Here is a 19,130-nt window from a genome sequence, read left to right on the forward strand (position 1 = left end):
AAGTGAGCGCCACCGACACGCGCGTCGCCCCGGCGACCCTGCGCACGACGACCGGACGCGAGGCCGCCCGCTGGGTCGCGGACCACTGCCGCGCGATGCCCGGCCTGACGGTCGCGACCGTGCTCACCACGATCGCGGGGGCGGCACTCCAAGTGCTCCCGGTGCTCCTGCTCGGCCGTGTGGTCGACGCGGTCGTCAAAGGCGGCGACCGTTCCGTCCTCGTCACGATCGGCGTGCTCATCGGTGCCGCCGCGCTGCTCGGCGCGGCGGCCACCGCCGCCTCGACCTACCTGATCGGACGGCTCGGCGCGGATCTGCTCGCACGGCTGCGCGAAGGCGCCGTACGGGCGGTGCTCGGCATGCCCAGCGCCCGGATCGAGCAGGTCGGCCGCGGAGACGTGCTCTCCCGGGTCGGGGACGACGTGGCCGTCATCTCCAAGGGCATCCGCACCGCCGTCCCCACGGTGTTCTCGGCGGGCGTGCTCGTCGTCATCGCGACCCTCGGCATGTTCGGACTGGACTGGCGGCTGGGCCTGGCCGGCGCGGGCGCGCTGCCCGCGTACGCGCTGGCGCTGCGCTGGTACCTGCCCCGGTCCGCCCCCCTCTACCGCAAGCAGCGCCTCGCCCAGGCCGACCGCGCCCAGGCGCTCATCAGCGGCCTCAACGGCATCGACACGGTCCGGGCCTACCGCCTGGAGAGCGCCTTCCGCGAGAAGGTCACCACCGAGTCCTGGCGGGTGCGTGAACTCGGGATCGAGGTGTTCCGGTTCTTCGGCCGGTTCGTCGGCCGGGAGAACCGCGCCGAGTTCATCGGCCTCGTCCTGATCCTCGTGGTCGGCTACGCGCTGCTGGAGGCGGACGCGGCCACTCTGGGCGAGGTGTCGGCGGCCCCGCTGCTGTTCCACCGGCTGTTCACGCCGCTCGGCGCCATCATGTTCACCTTCGACGAGGCGCAGAAGTCCGGCGCGAGCCTGACCCGCCTGGTCGGGGTGCTGGGGGAGTCCGCCGAGGAGCGGCTGGTCGGAGACGAGTCCGTCCCGGCGCCCCCCGCGGGGGCGTGCCCGGTGACGGTCGAGGGGCTGACGTTCCGTTACCCGGGCTCCGAGGAGCCGGTGCTGCGCGACGTCGACCTGACGATCCCCGCCGGCGGTTCGCTCGCCCTGGTGGGCGCCACGGGCGCGGGCAAGACGACGCTGGCCGCGCTGATCGCCGGCATCGGCACGCCCGAGGCCGGTTCGGTGCGCATCGGCGGGACCGATCTGGCCGGCCTGGACGAGGCCGGGGCGCGGGCCCTGGTCAGCATCCTGACGCAGGAGACGCACGTGTTCTCCGGCCCGCTCGCCGACGACCTGCGGCTGTCCGCCCCGGGAGCGACCGACGCCGAACTGATGGACGCCCTGCGCATCGTCGGGGCCGAGGGCTGGGTCGGCGCGTTCCCCGACGGTCTGCGTACGCCCGTCGGCGAGGGGGGCGAGCGCCTGGACGTCACCAAGGTCGCCCAGATCGCGCTGGCGCGGCTGGTGCTGGGGCGGGCACCTGTGGTGGTCCTCGACGAGTCGACCGCGGAGGCCGGCAGCGAGGGCGCCGCCGAGCTGGAACGGGCCGTCCTGGCCGCGTGCGAGGGGCGGACCACGCTGTTCGTGGCGCACCGGCTGACCCAGGCGATGGCGGCGGACCGGATCGCCGTGCTCGACGCCGGACGGGTCGTGGAGCAGGGGACGCACGAGGAACTGGTGGCTCTGAGCGGCCGGTACGCACGACTGTGGCGGGCCTGGCGAGAGGGTAGTTAGGCAACCCTTATTTAGGTTAGCCTAACTCCACATTCTGGAAGGGACGCTGAGTCTTGATGGAACCGCACGCACGTCTCGCCCTGCTCTCTCCCACGCGCCTGGCCGATGTGCGCCGGCGGATCGGCGACCACCCCGACCTGACCATCACCCGGGCCTGCGCCATCGGGCTGTCGTACTGGGCGACGGGCCGCAGCCCCGAAGGCATCGACCTCACGCCCGGCACGCTCTTCGCCGACGTCCTCGGCTGGACCGGCAACGGCGGTACACCGCCCGGCGGTTGGGACGTCACCCCGGACGGGCTCGGCATCACCGTCCCCGAGGGGGTCACCCTGGCGGACGCGCAGGCGGCGCTCGACGACCTGGCCGACTTCCCGGACCGGCCGCTCGGCACCATCGGCCCCTCCGGCGTGGCGGACCGGCTCCGGGTCCTGGCCGAGTGGAACGACAACCGGGCCGACCGGGACCGGCCCACCCTCGTGGAGATGTTCCTCCGGCAGGCGAGCGCGCGCCCGGACGCCGTCGCCGTCGTCGACGAGCACCGGTCGCTGACCTACCGTGAAACGGCCGCCCACGCGGCTCAGCTGGCCCATCATCTGCGGGCCCGGGGGCTCCGTGCCGAACAGGTCGTCGGCATCTCCCTGACCCGCTCCGCCGACATGGTCGTCGGGCTGCTCGCCGTGCTTCAGGCCGGGTGCGCCTTCGTGCCGCTCGACCCGCAGTGGCCCGCCGAGCGCCGGGCCGTCGTCATCGAGGACGCCCGCGTCGCCGTGCAGCTCAACGCCTCCGGCGCGCACGACCCGGCCGAACCGGACGCCGTGGCCGTCGACCTCGGCCGGTGGCGGTACGGCTCGTACCCGGCCGAAGGGCCCGGTGTCCACGTCCTCGGCGACGCACTGGCCTACGTGATCTTCACATCCGGTTCGACCGGACGCCCGAAGGGCGCGATGATCCGGCACGAGGCGATCAGCGAGCGCCTGCTGTGGCAGGTGAACGAGATCCTCGGCTTCGGCCCCGGCGACGCCTCCCTGTTCAAGGCACCGCTGTCCTTCGACATCTCCATCAACGAGATCTTCCTGCCGCTCGTCTCGGGCGGCCGGCTCGTCGTCCTGCGGCCCGGCGGCGAACGCGACCCGCAGCACCTGCTGAGCGTCATCGCCGAACAGCGCGTCACCTTCACGTACCTGGTGTCGTCGATGCTGGACGTGCTGCTGGAGATGGCCGGCGACTCCGGGCGCCTGGACAGCCTGCGCCACGTGTGGTGCGGCGGCGAGGTTCTCACCCCCGAGCTGTACGAGCGCTTCCGCACCCGGCTCGACATCCCCATGTACCACGGCTACGGCCCCGCGGAGACGACCATCGGCGTCTCCCACGTCATCTACCGGGGCGCCGCGGAACGCCTGTCGACGTCCATCGGCAAGGCCAACCCCAACACCCAGCTCTACGTCCTGGACGACGAACTGCGCCCGTGCCCGGTCGGCGTCGGTGGTGAACTCTACGTGGGCGGCTTCCTCCTGGGCCGCGGCTACGTCGGCGCGCCCGGCCTGACCGCCGCACGCTTCGTCGCCAACCCCTTCGCGAACGACGGCTCCCGCCTCTACCGCACCGGCGACCTGGCCCGCTTCGCCCCCGACGGATCGCTGGACTTCCTCGGCCGCGCCGACAACCAGATCAAGATCCGCGGCATGCGCCTGGAGATCGAGGACGTCGAGGCCTCTCTCGCCGAACACCCGAGGGTCCGGCACACCTGCGTCGTCGCGAGGAAGAACGCGGCCGGCGGCACCTACCTCATCGGCTACGTCATACCCGCCGCGGGCAGCGAGGACCTGCGGGCCGACGAGGTCAGAGCATGGGCCGGCGCGCACATGGTCGCGTACACGGTGCCCGCGCACATCGTGGTACTGGCGGAGTTCCCGCTCACCGCCAACGGCAAGCTCGACCGCAACGCCCTGCCCGAACCCGCCCTCGGGACGGGCTCGCTCCTCCGCCCGGCCACCGACGACGAACGGGCCGTGAGCGCGGCGGTCGCGCAGGTGCTGCGCCTCGACGAGGTCGGCGTCGACCAGGACTTCTTCCAGCTCGGCGGCGACAGCATCCTGGCGATCTCCCTGCTGAGTGCCCTGCGCGAACGGGGCCTGCACGTCACGGCACGGCAGATCTTCACACACAGCACCGTCGGCGCGCTGGCCGCGGTCGCCGCCCGCGAGGACATCGCCGCCGTGGACCACAACGACGTCGCCACCGGCACCGTCGTGGGCTCACCCGTCGTGCAGTGGCTCGGCGAGACCACCGACGCCGTCGACGGCTTCGTCCAGTCCGTCGTCCTGAACACCCCCGCCGAGCTGACCGGCGACGCCCTCGACGCGCTCCTCACCGCCCTCCTCACCCGGCACGACATGCTCCGCGCCAAGCTGGTGCGCGGCAGCCGCTGGAGCTTCGACATCCCCGGGCCGGACGGGGCCGCGCCCGGCTGGCAGCGCAGCGACCGGCCGCTCCACGAGTGCGTCGCCCTCGCCACCGCAGGACTGAACCCCGATGAGGGCGTGATGCTCCGGGCCGTCTGGCGCCCCGCGGCACGCCACCTCGTGCTCGTCGCCCACCACGTGGTCGTCGACGGCGTCTCCTGGCGCATCCTCATGGAGGACCTGGCCACCGCCTGGCGCCGGTTCACCGCCGGTGAGCCCGTGGAACTCCCGCCGGTGGGAACGTCGTTCCGCCGCTGGACGCACCTGCTGGAGCGTGCCGCGTTCGACGCCGACAGCGCGTACTACCGGCGCCCCCTGCCCGGCGACGACCGGCCACTGGCACACCGCCCCCTGGCCGGGACGGACACCGTCGCCCACGAGCGCCTGCGGACCGTCACGGTCGGCCCGGAGACCACCGCCGCGCTGCTGGGCGAGATCCCCGCGAGATTCCACGCCGGCGTCAACGACGTCCTGCTCACCGCCCTCGCCGTCGCCCTCGCCCGCCGGCGCCGCGACCTCGGCCAGCACCAGACCTTCGCCCACATCGAACTCGAAGGCCACGGCCGCGAGGGGCGGTTCGTGGCGGGCTCCGCCGGATTCGAACCGGAACTGTCCCGCACGGTGGGCTGGTTCACCACCCTCTTCCCGGTCACCGTGGACCCCGGCACGGCGGCCGACCTCACCACCCCCGAGTACCTGACCGCCGCCCTCAAGAGGGTCAAGGAGGACCTCGCCCGGGTCCCGGACAACGGCGTCTCCTACGGCGCCCTGCGCTACCTCACCCACAGCGAGTTCGACGCCCCCGCACCCCAGGTGCTCTTCAACTACCTCGGCCGCTTCGCCGCCGGCGCTCCCGGTGACTGGCAACTCGCCCACACCACCGGCCAACTCGGCGAGAAGCGCGACCCGCGGATGCGCCTGCCCCGCGCCCTGGAGTTCAACGCGATCGCCGAACCCGCCGCCTCCGGCGCCTACGAGCTGGTCACCACCATCTCCTGGCCCGACGGCCTGTTCACCGACGCCGACATCACCGCACTCGGCGACTACTTCCGCACGGCCCTGACCGGACTCGCGGCGCTCGACGGGGGCGGCCACTCGCCCAGCGACTTCCCCCTCGTGCCGCTCGCACAGTCCGACGTGGACGCCCTGGACGGCCCGGACCTGCGGGACATCCTCCCGCTGACACCGCTCCAGGAAGGCCTCTACTTCCACTCGGTCTTCGACGACGACTCCACCGGCGCCTACGTGGAGCAGCAACTGCTCACCCTTCAGGGGGAGGTGGACGCCGACCGGCTCGCGACGGCCGCCACCCGGCTGCTCACCCTGTTCCCCAATCTGGCCGCCCGCTTCACCGCCCTCGCCGACGGCCGCGTGGTCTCCGTCCTGGCGCACGGCGCCACGGCCCCGTTCACCACGCTGGACCGCCCCGGCATCACCGACGACGAGATACGCGACCTCGCCGAACAGGACCGCCGCACCGGCTTCTACCTGGCCACCGGCCCCCTCATGCGGTACACGCTCGTCCGCGCCGGCTCCGGCCGGAACGTCCTGGTGCAGACCGTGCACCACATCATCGCCGACGGCTGGTCCGTACCCCCGATGCTCCGCGCGCTGCTCGCCGAATACCACGCACCGGGCAGCGTCCACCCGGTCGGCGGCTTCGCCGACTACGTGCACTGGCTCGCCGGACGTGACGCCGACGAGAGCGACCGGGTCTGGCGCGAGCAACTCGCCGGACTGCCCGGGCCCTCACTGGTGGCCGAGGGACACGCGCCCTCGGACCGGTTCGCCGACCTCGCCGTGGAACCCGAGGCCGACGTCGACGCCGCCGCCCGCGAGTCCGGCGTGCCGCTGAGCGTCGCCGTGCACAGCGCCTGGGCCGTCACCCTGGGCCGCATCCTCCAGAGCCGGGACGTCGTGTTCGGCTCCACGGTCTCCGGCCGCGACGCCGAGGTCCCCGGCATCGGCGACATGGTGGGATTGTTCATCAACACCATTCCCGTACGCGCCCGTTGGACCCACGACACCACCGCGGGCGACCTCCTGGACGCCGTACGTGACCACCAGAGCGCCGTCCTGCCGCACCAGCACGTCTCCCTGGCGCGCATCGGCCGCCAGACCGGCTCCGGCTCGCTCTTCGACACGCTCGTGGTGTTCGACGTGGCCACCGACGTGACCTCGCTGGGGCGCCCCGGCGACACACTGACCATCACGGACCTCACCAACGAGGGCGCCCCGCACTACCCGCTCACGCTGGTGGTCGAGCGCGCCCCCGACGGCCGTCCGCGCTTCAACCTCATCTACGACGGCGAACTGCTCGGCGGGCCGACCGCCCGGGGCATCCTGCACACCTTCACCCGGACCCTGACCGCCCTGCTCACCCGCCCGGACGCCCGGATCGGCGACCTGACACCCGAGGGCGAGCGGCGTCCCGCGCCGGTCACCCCGACCACCCTGGGCGCACTCTTCGACACCGCCGCCCGCCGCGACCCGGCCGCGACGGCCGTCACCCAGTGCGCCCTCGACGGCACCACCCGGTCCCTGACCTACGGCGAACTGTCCGCCGCGAAGAACGACCTGGCCGCCTCCCTGCGCGCGGCCGGAGTCGGCCCGGGCAAGCGGGTCGCCGTGGCCGTGCCGCGCTCCCTGGAACAGGTCGTCGCCCTGGTCGCGGTCGTCACCGCGGGCGGCGCGTACGTCCCGCTCGACGTGGCCTACCCGGACGAGCGGCTGGAATACGTCCTCGGTGACGCGGCCCCGCAGGTCGTCCTCGTGGCCCGCGACCAGCGCGACCGCTTCACGAACCTCCTGGACCGGGCGGGAGTGCCGGCCCGGGTGCTGGTCCAGGGCGACGAGCCCCCGGCCGCCCACGCCGAGCCCGCCCCCGAGCCCGACTGGCACACCCCCGCCTACGTCATCCACACCTCCGGGTCCACGGGCCGCCCCAAAGGCGTCGTCGTTCCGCATTCCAGCGTGGTGGCGCTGCTGGCGAACACCCGGCCGGACATGGACTTCGGCCCGCGGGACGTCTGGGTCCAGTTCCACTCCTTCTCCTTCGACTTCGCCGTCTGGGAGCTGTGGGGCGCACTGGCCCACGGCGGTGAGCTGCTGGTACCCGAGTACGCGCTGACGCGCTCCCCGGTCGACTTCCACCGCCTGGTCCGCGAGCGCGGCGTGACGGTGCTCAACCAGACCCCGTCCGCCTTCCACCAGTTCATCGAGGCCGACCGGCTCGCCGGCGAACCGCTGCCCGCACTGCGCCGGATCGTCTTCGGCGGTGAGGCACTGGACCTGGCGAGGCTGCGCGGCTGGGTCGAACGGCACGGCACGACCGCCCCCGAGCTGGTCAACATGTACGGCATCACCGAGACCACGGTCCACGTCACCCACCGGGTGCTCACCGACGAGGACTTCACCCCCGGCGAGGACGTCAGCCCCATCGGCGGCCCGATCCCCGGTCTGGTCACCCACCTCCTGGACGACCGGCTCCGCCCGGTGCCGCCGGGTCGCGAGGGCGCGATCTACGTCGCCGGGGACCAGGTGGCGCTCGGCTACCTGGGCAGGCCGGGGCTCACAGCGGGCCGCTTCGTGGCCGATCCGTTCGCGGCCAACGGCTCCCGCATGTACCACACGGGCGACCTCGCGATCCGCACCCTCGACGGCGAACTGGTCTTCACCGGCCGCGCCGACGACCAGGTCCAGCTCAAGGGCTTCCGCATCGAGCCGGGCGAGGTGGAGACCGCGATCAGGGCCCTGGACGGCGTGACCGACGTGGCGGTGACGGTGGCGGACACCGGGGACCACCTGGTGGCGCACGTGGTGGGCCGGGTGCCGGACGACTTCGAAGGCCGCCTGTCGGAGCAGCTGCCTGTACACATGATCCCGGGCCGGGTCCTGCCCCTCGACGCCCTCCCCCTGACGGTCAACGGCAAGCTCGACCGGAAGGCCTTGGCCGCACGCCCCCTCAGGGGCGCGGGGAACCGCGTGATCAGCCACGACGCACCCGCGGACGCGACCACGGCGGCAGCCGCACTCACCGAGATCTTCACCGAGACACTGCCCGGGACGGAAGCGACCGCCGACACCGACTTCTTCCGCGCCGGAGGCGACAGCATCATCGCCATCACGGTCGTGAACAGGGCCCGGGCCCTGGGCCTGCCCCTCACCCCGAGGGACGTCTTCCTGCTCAAAACCCCCCGCGCACTGGCCGAACACCTGGGAACCAGCGCACCCCGGGCCACTGCGGAGACCACCCACCGCACAGACGGCCCCCTGCCCCCCACCCCGATCATCCTCCGCCAACGCGAACTCGGCGGCTCCCTCACCCGCTTCGCCCAGGCCAGGGCGCTCAAGGCCCCCGAGGGCACGGGATACGCCGACGCCGTACGCGCGGCGAACACCGTGGCCGCCGCCCACCCGGCCCTGCGGCTGCGCCTCGACACCGCACACGGTGTGTGGACCCTGCGCACCGAACCCGCCCGCGAGATCACCGTCGTACGCCCGGACACCACCGACGCGACGGCTGTGGCGAACCGGGCAGCGAAGCAGCTCGACCCGGAGGCAGGCGACGTCATCGCGTTCGCGTGGCTGGAGGCGACCCGTACCCTGGTCGTCACCGTCCACCACCTCGCCGTCGACGCGGTCTCCTGGCTGATCCTCCTGGACGACCTGGCCACGGCCCTGCGCGGCGAGCCCCTCGCCGCGCCCACCACCGCGTACGCCGCGTACGCCGAAGCCCTGACGCTCCGGTCGGCCCGGGACCCGCACGACCTGGGCCGCTGGATCACGACCCTCCAGGCGCCCCCACTGCTGCCCGCCCCGGGCGCACCGCGCGTGACCACGGTCGTCGTGGATCCGGACGTGAGCGAGCGCCTCACCCGCACCGCGCCCGCCGCCCTCGGCATCGGTCTCACCGAGCTGCTCTGCGGCGCCCTGCGCACCGCGCTGACGCGGATCCAGCCGTCGCCCACCGACCTCGCGATCGACCTTGAACGGCACGGCCGCGTCCCGGTCCTCCCCCAGCACGACTACACCCGTACCGTCGGCTGGTTCACCGCCGTCGCACCCGTACGGCTCACCGCGCACACCGACCCGGTGGCGGCCGCGCGGGAACTCGCCGAGCGCCAGCCGGACGAGGACGGGCACGCGGGCTACGGCCGGCTCAGGTACCTCAACCCGCAGACGGCCCCCCTGCTCACGGCCCGGCCACAGGTGCTGTTCAACTACCTCGGCCGGGGCAGCGAGTCGCAGGCCCTGCACCTCACCGGGGGCGACCAGGGCAGCCCGTACGCCGTCGAGGTCAACGCGTGGACCGACGGGGCCACCGGGAGCCTGCTCGCCGAGTTCGTCCTCGCCGAGGGTGTCCCCGACGAGATCACCGAGCACTGGCGCGGCGCGCTCCGGCACCTCGCGGACGTCGCGACGACGGCCGAGCGCACCGCCCCGGTCACCCCGCTCCAGCGCGGCCTGTTCTTCCAGGCCCAGCTGGCGGGCGCGGCCGGACACTACGTCGCACAGAGCTGGTTCACCTTCGACCACCGCCTGGACACCGGCGCCCTGGCCGAGGCGATGGCCCATGTGATCGCGCGGCACCCGGTCGCCGGCGCCGGCTTCGGCACCGACGACGACGGCAACCCGGTGCAGATCCTCAAGGCGGGCCGGCGCGTCGACGTCCGTACGATCGACCTGGCGACGGACGCGGAGGCCGACGCCCTGCGCGCCCGGGACCGCGAGACCGGGTTCGACACGGGCGAGCCGCCCCTGATCCGGCTGACGGTCGTCCGCCTGCCGGGTGACCGGGACGGTCTGCTGTTCAGCTACCACCTGCTGCTGTGGGACGGCTGGTCCCGCGAGATCGTCCTGCGCGACCTGTTCGACGCCTACAGCGCCGTCCTCGCCGGCGAGCCGCTCGACCCGGCGCCCGCCACGCCGAGCTTCGAGGAGTACGCCCGCGCCCTCGCCGCCAGGGACGCGTCCGCGTCGGAACGCTTCTGGACGGACCACCTCGCCGGTCTGTCCGCCCCGACCCTGCTCGCCGGGCCCGCGCCGGCCTTCACGGACGAGCTGCCGAAGGCCCTCGTGCGCACCCTGTCCGCCGAACGGTCCGACCTGGTACGGGAAGCGGCCCGGGTGCACGGCGTCACCCTGAACTCGGTGCTGACCGGCGCGTTCGGCCTGCTCCTCGGCGCGCACACCGGCCGCGCCGACGCCGTGTTCGGCGTGACCGTGTCCGGCCGCGAGGGGGAGGGCCTGTCGGACATCGTCGGCGTGCTGCTCAACACCGTGCCGATGTGGACCAGGGCCCGCCCGCACGACAGCGTCCGCGCCTACCTGTCGGCCGTACAGGAGGCCCGGGTCGAGGCCATGGAGCACGAGCACCTAGGACTCGGCGAGATCCAGCGGGCCGCCGGGCACGACACCCTGTTCGACAACCTCTTCGTCCTGCAGAACTTCCTGGACATGGACGCGTTCGCCGCGATGAACGCCCGGCACGGCATCACCTCGGTCCGGGCCGACGACTCCACCCACTATCCGTTCACCTGGGTCGTCACGCCCGGGGACCGGCTCACCGTCAAGCTGGAGTACCGCGACGGCGACACCGGCCACGCCCGCCGTCTCCTCGACGACTACCTGCGCGTGCTGGAGGAGCTCTCCCGGGCGGCCGGGCCCCTCGGCGCGCTCAGCGGACCGGAACCGGTCCCCGCGCCGGCCCCACGCACCGACGTCGGCACGGACACCGTCGTCGACCGGTTCGACCGGGCGGCGGACCGCGACCCGCAGCGGGTGGCGCTCGTCGCCCACGGCGCGACGATGACGTTCGCCGAACTCCGCGACCGCAGCCGGGCCCTGGCGGGCGTGCTCGCCGCGCGTGGCATCGGCCCGGAGCGGACCGTCGGTCTCGCGATCCCGCGCTCACTCGACTGGATCGCGGCGCTGTTCGCCGTCCTGCGGGTCGGTGCCGCGTACGTACCGCTGGAACTGGACCATCCGGACGAGCGGATCGCCGCCGTCGTCGAGGACGCCGGGCCGGACGTGACCCTCACCGTGAGCACCGTGTCGCCCCGGCTGAGCGGCGAGCTGATCGAACTGGACCGGCCGCTCCCGCACGCCGAGCCGTACCGGACGTTCGCGCCGGACGACCCGGACCGACTGCGGCACCCCGCGTACACGATCTACACCTCCGGCTCCACCGGGAAGCCGAAGGGTGTGGTGACCGAGTACGCCGGGCTCACCAACATGCTGATCAACCACCGGCGCCGGATCTTCGAGCCGGTGCTGGCCGAGCACGGGCACCGGGTCTTCCGGATCGCGCACACCGTGTCGTTCGCGTTCGACATGTCGTGGGAGGAGCTGCTGTGGCTCGCCGACGGCCATGAAGTGCACATCTGCGACGAGGAGTTGCGCCGGGACGCGCCCCGGCTGGTGGAGTACTGCCTGGAGCACCGGATCGACGTCGTCAACGTGACCCCGACGTACGCGCAGCAACTGGTGGCCGAGGGCCTGCTGGACGACCCGGCGCGGCGGCCCGCGCTGGTGCTGCTGGGCGGTGAGGCCGTCACCCCGGCGCTGTGGCAGCGGCTCGCCGCGACCGAGGGCACCGTCGGCTACAACCTGTACGGGCCCACCGAGTACACCATCAACACCCTGGGCGTGGGCACCTTCGACTGCGTGGACCCGGTGGTGGGCGTCGCCATCGACAACACGGACGTGTACGTCCTGGACCCCTGGCTCAGGCCGCTGCCGGACGGTGTGCCCGGCGAGCTGTACGTGTCCGGCGTCGGCATCGCGCGCGGCTATCTGGGGCAGCCGGCCCAGACCGCCCACCGCTTCGTCGCCTGCCCGTTCGGTGAGCCCGGCGAGCGCATGTACCGCACCGGCGACCTGGTGGTGCGCCGGCCGGACGGCAACCTGATGTACCTGGGCCGCACCGACCAGCAGGTCAAGATCCGCGGCCACCGCGTCGAACTCGGCGAGGTCGAGGCCGTGTTCGCGGCCCACCCCGCGGTGCGGTTCGTGGCCGCGGTCGCCCAGCCCGACCCGCAGGTCGACGGCGCCCACCGGCTGGCCGCCTACCTGGTCCTGGACGGCGCGGACCTGGCGGCCGTCGCCGCCGAGGTGGGCGCCGGACTGCCGGACTTCCTGCGGCCCACGCACTACGCCCAGGTCGACGGCATCCCGCTGACGGTGAACGGGAAGGCCGACACCAAGGCTCTGCCCGAGGCCAAACCGCTGGGCGCGCTGACCACGGCGGGGGAGCGGGGCCCGCGCACGGAGACCGAGAGCGTGGTCTGCGCGTACTTCGCCGAGGCACTGGACCTGGACGACGACGAGGTGAGCGCGGTGAGCGACTTCGTGTCCCTGGGCGGACACTCCATGCTGGCGGTACGGCTCATCGGACTGCTGCGCCGTGAGTACGGTCCTGTGATCACCATCCGCGATCTGTTCACCCTGCGAACCCCGGAAGCGATTGCCCGCCACCTCGATGACAACTGACACGCAGCGGCCCCGCGCAGGGGCCGCCATCCTCCGCACCGCCCTGCGCCGCAACCTCCGCGCCATGGCCTGGGGCACCCTCCTCATGGGCCTCTACCAGGCCGGGGAGACGGCCTTCCCCATCGCGCTCGGCCTGATCGTCGAGCACGCCCTGCGGGACGGCCGCAGCCCCCAGGCGCTCGCCCTGTCGATCGGCGCGCTGGCGGTGATCATCACGACGGTGTCGCTGTCGTGGCGGTTCGGCATGCGGATCCTGCAGAGGGCCAACACGACCGAGGCGCACCGCTGGCGGGTGAAGGTCGCCGCCGACGGCCTGCAGCCCGTGGCCCGGGACGTCGACCTCAAGTCCGGCGAGGTGCTGACCATCGCCACCGAGGACGCCGACCAGACCGCCGACATCATCGAGGTGGTGCCGCTGCTGATCAGCTCACTGGTGGCGGTGCTGGTGGCGGCGGTGGCCCTGGGCCTGGCGGACGTCCGGCTCGGCCTGCTGGTGATCGTGGGCACCGTCGCGATCCTGTCGGTCCTCAGCGTGATGTCGAAGCGGATCGGCAGCAGTACACAGGAGCAGCAGGCCCGGGTGGCCCGGGCGGGTGCGAAGGTCGCGGACCTGATCACCGGCCTGCGCCCGCTGCACGGCTTCGGCGGCAACCACGCGGCGTTCCGGTCCTACCGGCAGGTCAGCACCGAGGCGAAGCACCAGTCGATCACGGTCGCGAAGGTCAACGGCGCCTACGCGGGCACCGCGCTGGCCCTCAACGCGGTCCTCGCCGGCGCCGTGACCCTGACGGCCGGCCGGCTGGCGTTCGAGGGCCGCATCACCATCGGGGAACTCGTCATGGCCGTGGGCCTGGCGCAGTTCATCATGGAACCGCTCAAGCTCTTCTCGGAGATGCCCAAGTACGTGATGATCGCCCGTGCCTCGGCCGAGCGGATGGCGCTGGTGCTGTCGGCCCCGCCGGTCATGACGCCGGGCTCCGAACGCCCCGCCGGGGGCGGCGACCTGGAGCTGGACTGCGTCCGCCACGGCACCCTCACCGACCTGAAGTTCCAGGTGAAGGCGGGCGAGTTCGTCGCCGTCGCCGCCTACCGGCCCCGTGCGGCGGCCGACCTGGCGGCCGTCCTCGCCGTGCGGGTGCCGCCCACCGCGTACGAGGGCACGGTCCGGATCGGCGGCCGGGACCTGGCGGACCTGTCCGTCGAGGCGGTCCGCGAGCACCTGCTGGTCAACCCGTACGACGGGGAGATCTTCGCGGGCACCCTGCGCACGAACATCGACCCGTCGGGCACGAGCCGGAGCGTCCCCGAAGCCGTCGAGGCCTCCCTGCTGACGGACGTCGTCGCCCTGCACCGCGAGGGCCTCGACCACGGTGTCCGCGACCGGGGTGCCAACCTCTCAGGAGGCCAGCGCCAACGCCTGTCCCTGGCCCGCGCCCTGGCCGCCGACACGGACGTCCTCGTCCTGCACGATCCGACGACGGCGGTGGACGCGGTCACCGAGCAGCTCATCGCCCGCAACGTGGCGAAGCTGCGCCGGGGCCGCACGACGATCGTCATCACCAGCAGCCCGGCGTTCCTGGACGCGGCGGACCGGGTCCTGATCCTGGACGACGGGGTCATCGCGGCGGAGGGCACCCACCGCAACCTGCTGGCAAGAGACCAGGACTACCGCGCGGCGGTGGCACGCTGACGCTTCGAGGGAGCTCGGGGGAAACGCCTCAGGGGCGCGGGGAACCGCGCGCCGAGCTCCCACGCATCCGCACCCGGCAACGGCGCTACGCGTGAAGCGCCCAGCCCACATCCCTGAGCAGCGCATGACGCCACCCCGCCCGGTCGTGCCCCGACGCGGACCGGGACACCCGCACGGTCGCCCCGGCCCGCTCCACCAAGTCCTCGGTCATCGCGCAGTGGGGCAGCATCCGGTCCTCGTGCTCCCCGACGTCGAACGCGATCCGCAACCCCGACAGATCCGCCCCCGCCCGCAGCCGCGCGGCGACCGCGCCACCGACCGGCCCGCCCAACGGGTCCGCCGAGCCGGGCGCATCCGGCGTCCACCAGAACGACCCCGACTGACAGGCGACCCGCGACACCAGCCCGGGGAACTCCAGCGCCGCGTACACCGCACTCAGCCCCCCGAGACTCTGCCCGGCGACCACGAGCCGCTCCGGGTCGGCCGGCACCCCCGACTCGGCCACCAGCGGCAGCAGTTCGTCGCGCACGGCCTCCCACAGTTCGGGCCGGCACGTGAACTCGGCGGCCCGGTCCTTCGCCGGCAGGAACACCAGCGTGACCGGCGGCATCTCACCCGCCGCCACGGCCGAGTCGAACGCGGTCACGGCCGGATGCAGATACAGCCAGTCGTCCCCGTCGAGCAGCAGCACCACCGGCCCACCACCTCCCGCCGGATGGAGCCGCACCGTACGCCGCCCGCCCAGCAGCTCACTCGACCAGCGGATCCGCGCACGCGGCACGGGCAGCACCGCGTCGGCTCCGACGCGGGGCCAGTGCGGCTGCTCCGGGGCGTCCGGGGTCGCCGCGACGGACCGGTCACCGCCCGCGCCGTCCGGGTTGAACGGGTCGGCGTGGAACGCCTCTCCCGCCGCGAACCGGTACGTCACCCGCAGCCGGGCGGGCAGGCGCACCTCGGCGTACCAGCAGTCCGAGTCGGCCCAGCGCCGCAGCGGCACCGGCTCCGGCCGGCTCTCGAACTCGAGCGTGACCGGCGACGGGCCGCGCCACAGGAACAGCGTGCGCCAGCCGCCCGCACCGTCCGGTACCGACGCGGGCGCTCCCACCCCGGCCCAGAACCCGTCCGAGCCGGGCGTCCCGGCCACCCCGAACCCGGCGAACACGTCCTCCCCGCCGGCCGCGGCCACGTGCATGAACGTCTCCTTGTGAGAGGGAAGGGCCAAAGGCTAGGCTCCGTAAATTAGGCGAGCCTAACCTAATCTTGGACCTCCGAGGAGGCTGTACGCATGAGCACCAACCCCTTCGACGACAACGAAGGCCGTTTCCTGGTCCTGGTGAACGACGAGGGCCAGCACTCCCTCTGGCCGTCCTTCGCCGAGGTGCCCGGGGGGTGGACGATCGCCTTCGCCGAGAACACCCGCGAGGCCTGCCTGGAATACGTCGAGACGCACTGGACGGACCTGCGCCCCCGGTCCCTCGCGACGGCCCAGGACACCTGACGGCGCCCTGGATGTACCGGGGCAGGGCCTTCCTGGACCACGGCATCCCCCTGGTCGGCAGCTCCGACCGGCCGCACAACGACGCGTCGGGCGCCGCGCGCCCGGGCGGACTCCCTCGACCCGCGGCGCGGTGCGCGGGTCCTGGTCAGGAGCATGTGACCGCGTCGGGCACCACCGTGGTGCCCGCGCCCGTCCCGGTGAGCACACTGTGCAGCACCGCGTGCGGCACCCGCCCGTCCACCACGTGCGCCGCGCGCACCCCACCGCGGACGGCCCGCAGGCAGCCCTCCATCTTCGGCACCATCCCGCCGGCCAGCCCGGGCAGCAGACCGTCCAGGGCGCGGGCCGTCACCCGCCCGATCACCTCGGTGCTGCGCGGCCAGTCCGCGTACAGCCCGGCCACGTCGGTGAGCATCACCAGCCGCTCGGCGCCGAGGGCCACGGCGAGGGCGGCGGCCGCCAGGTCGGCGTTCACGTTGTAGACCTGACCGTCCGCGCCGCGCGCGACGGGGGAGACCACGGGGATACGCCCCTGCTCCACCAGGGCGCGCACCATGGCCGGGTCGACATCCACCACGTCACCGACGAGACCGAGGTCGACCGTGCGCCCGTCCACCCGGGCCGTCCGCCGCACGGCGGTCATCGTGCGCGCGTCCTCCCCGGTCAGCCCCACCGCGTAGGGGCCATGGGCGTTGATGTGACCGACCAGCTCCCGTTGGACGCGCCCCGCCAGCACCATGCGCACCACGTCCATGGTCTCGGGCGTGGTCACGCGCAGCCCGCCCTCGAAGCGGCTCTCCAGTCCGAGCCGGTCCAGCATCGCGCTGATCTGCGGTCCGCCGCCGTGCACGACGACCGGGCGCAGCCCCGCGTGCCCCAGCTCCACGACGTCCCGGGCGAAGGTCAGCCGGAGATCCGCGTCCACCATGGCGCTGCCGCCGAACTTGACGACGACCACCCGGCCGCGCGGCTCCTGGGGCGAGGGGAGCGCCGGGGCGGACGGATCCCCTTCTCGGGGCGCGGTCACGGTCACGCGATCACTCCCTTTCACGGATGGGCCGGGCAGGCCGCCGGGCCAGGGAGCTCAATTTAGCCAAGCCTAACCTCAGTTGGGAGGACTGGCGGGATCTTGGCGCAAAAGGGCCTGCGCGGCGCGCCGGTGCTCCCCGCGCACGGCCGGACAGACCGGACCCCGTGCTCGTGCGGGGCCGGAGCCGGTTCCGATGGACGGCCGGCCCGCCCGCGGCCTCGGCCGGGGATCCCGTGCGGTGCGGGCGCCCCGCTCGACGCCGCCCGCCACCGCCTACTTCGCCGCCCCGGCCTTCTTGTGCCTGTCGGCGTAGCGCGCCTTCTTCTGGCGGTTCCCGCACGTGTTCATCTCGCACCACTTGCGGGTCCGGCTCTGGCTGGTGTCGAAGAAGGCCGCCCGGCAGGTCGGCGATGCGCACAAGGCCAGTTTTCCGTCCCGTTCGCCCGCGAGGATCCCGATCGCGTCGGCCGCGATGACGCTCAGGGCATCCTCCACGCGGGAAGCGGAACCGAGTCGCCACTCCCGCTTGTTCTCGGGTGTCAGAACGGCCGCGGCCCGGCCCTGGGTGCTGCGGTCGTTGATGACGCGGACGGCGGAGGCGGGGAGAAGGTCCTGGACCGCTGCCGCCGTGAGGGCGGCGTGGATCGATTCCCTCAGCTCCCGGGCGAGTTCGAGCTGGGCGGGCGTGCAGGACTCCACCGCGAGGCCGTTCACCGCCAGCCAGTCGGCGAGTCGCTGCGGCGTGGGAATGCGTTCCACGGCGTCGCCGCAACGCTCCGTCAGGGTCGCCGTGAAGCTGGTCGCCAGCACCCTGCCGAGACGGAAGTCCGGGAACCGATCATGCATGGAACCACCTTAGCCGGTTGCGTGCCCGCCCCGGAGTTGCTAGAACCGTCTAAGCCGGTTCACGACAGGTCACGGCCGGCCCCACCACCAGCAGGAGGTCTCATGCCCGGCGAGGTGCAAGCCTGCGAGATCCGCGCGACCGATGTCGACCTCGACGATCTGCGCGCGCGACTGGCCGCCGCGCGGCTGCCGGAGGCCGAAACGGTCTCCCGGGCGGCACCCGGGCCCCGCCGCTGGGCGCAAGGAGTCCCCCTCGCCGATCTCGTCGATGTCGTGAACCACTGGCGCACCGGGTACGACTGGCGCTCGTTCGAAGCGCGCCTCAACCGCATCGGCCAGTTCCGCACGACCATCGACGGCCTGGGGATCCACTTCCTGCACCGCCGGTCCACGCGCGCGGACGCCACGCCGCTGGTCCTGACGCACGGCTGGCCGGGCAGCGTCGCCGAGTTCGTCGACCTGGTGGACGACCTGGCGGAGCCGGACGATCCGGCCACGCCGGCGTTCCACGTCGTGGTCCCGTCCCTGCCGGGCTTCGGCTACAGCGACAAGCCGGCCACCACCGGGTGGGGCATCGAGAAGATCGCCGCCGCCTGGGTGGAACTGATGGGACGGCTCGGCTACGACCGGTTCGTGGCCCACGGCGGCGACTGGGGAGGTGTGATCACCACCGTCCTCGGCGGCCGGTTCCCGGCGCACGTTCTCGGCATCCACACGACGACCGCGCAGGCACCGCCCGGGCTGACCACGGACGGACTGACGGCCGCCGAGCGTGCGTGGACCGAGGAGACCCGCGACTTCTGGGGCCTGCGCGCGGCGTACGCGAAGCAGCAGGCGACCCGGCCGCAGACCATCGGCTACTCGCTCGTCGACTCACCGGTCGGGCTGCTCGCCTGGATCCTCGACAAGTTCGCCGAGTGGACGGACACCGAGGACAGCCCGTTCGAGACGATCCCCAGGGACCGCGTACTCGACGACGTCACCCTGTACTGGCTGACGCGGACCGGCGCTTCGGCGGCCCGGATCTACCACGAGAGCCACCAGTCGCTCGATCCCGGACTCCGGGTCGACGTCCCTTCGGCGATCACCGTGTATCCCCGCGACATCGAGAAGTGCCCGCGCGCCTGGGCACAGCAGCGGTACCGGCGCATCGTGCGGTGGAGGACCCCCGGAACCGGGGGACACTTCCCGTCGCTGGAGGTCCCCGGGTACTTCGTCAGGGATCTGCGAGAAGGCCTCGCGGACGTCCTGGCCGCCGGTCGGTGAACACGGCTGGATCCCCGCTGCTCCGCCGGAGGGCCGTCACAGGGAAGGCCCCCGT

Annotated in this window: 8 protein-coding genes; 5 read left to right on the plus strand and 3 right to left on the minus strand. The window is 73.2% G+C overall.

The genetic code is table 11. The annotated features are described in order from the left end of the window. Nucleotides 1-2 precede the first annotated feature (2 nt). From ACFV20_RS26565 to ACFV20_RS26575, 3 genes are read left to right on the plus strand one after another with little or no spacing between them, the layout of a single operon-like run. Complete coding sequence (locus tag ACFV20_RS26565) at nt 3-1,790, plus strand: ABC transporter ATP-binding protein (RefSeq protein WP_385660404.1); 1,788 nt, start codon at nt 3-5, stop codon at nt 1,788-1,790. A gap of 53 nt (nt 1,791-1,843) precedes the next feature. Beyond that, nucleotides 1,844-12,745 (plus strand): amino acid adenylation domain-containing protein, encoded by a 10,902-nt coding sequence (locus ACFV20_RS26570; protein WP_385660406.1) that lies wholly within the window; start codon nt 1,844-1,846, stop codon nt 12,743-12,745. Next, entirely contained in the window at nt 12,735-14,435 is a 1,701-nt protein-coding gene (locus tag ACFV20_RS26575; protein WP_385660408.1) for an ABC transporter ATP-binding protein, read from the plus strand. Before ACFV20_RS26570 ends, ACFV20_RS26575 begins: the two co-directional genes overlap by 11 nt. 85 nt (nt 14,436-14,520) lie before the next feature. On the opposite strand, the gene ACFV20_RS26580 is transcribed toward ACFV20_RS26575, so the two are convergent. Beyond that, on the minus strand, nt 14,521-15,627 hold the full coding sequence (locus tag ACFV20_RS26580; protein ID WP_385660411.1) for an alpha/beta hydrolase-fold protein: 1,107 nt from the start codon (nt 15,625-15,627) through the stop codon (nt 14,521-14,523). Nucleotides 15,628-15,720: 93 nt separating this feature from the next. Here ACFV20_RS26580 and ACFV20_RS26585 point away from each other — a divergent pair, with 93 nt between their 5' ends. Then, nucleotides 15,721-15,933 (plus strand): MbtH family protein, encoded by a 213-nt coding sequence (locus ACFV20_RS26585; RefSeq protein ID WP_385660414.1) that lies wholly within the window; start codon nt 15,721-15,723, stop codon nt 15,931-15,933. Between the two features lie 145 nt (nt 15,934-16,078). On the opposite strand, the gene argB is transcribed toward ACFV20_RS26585, so the two are convergent. Further along, complete coding sequence (gene argB, locus ACFV20_RS26590; protein ID WP_385660527.1) at nt 16,079-16,960, minus strand: acetylglutamate kinase; 882 nt, start codon at nt 16,958-16,960, stop codon at nt 16,079-16,081. Nucleotides 16,961-17,236: 276 nt separating this feature from the next. Further along, entirely contained in the window at nt 17,237-17,809 is a 573-nt protein-coding gene (locus tag ACFV20_RS26595) for a CGNR zinc finger domain-containing protein (RefSeq protein WP_385660417.1), read from the minus strand. 102 nt (nt 17,810-17,911) lie between these two features. On the opposite strand from ACFV20_RS26595, the gene ACFV20_RS26600 reads away from it, so the two are divergent. Then, nucleotides 17,912-19,075 carry an epoxide hydrolase gene (locus ACFV20_RS26600; protein ID WP_385660420.1) on the plus strand — a complete coding sequence of 388 codons (1,164 nt, stop codon included), beginning with the start codon at nt 17,912-17,914 and terminating at the stop codon, nt 19,073-19,075. The last annotated feature ends 55 nt before the right edge of the window (nt 19,076-19,130 follow it).

Source organism: Streptomyces sp. NPDC059696 (genome assembly GCF_042733745.1).
GTDB lineage: Bacteria > Actinomycetota > Actinomycetes > Streptomycetales > Streptomycetaceae > Streptomyces.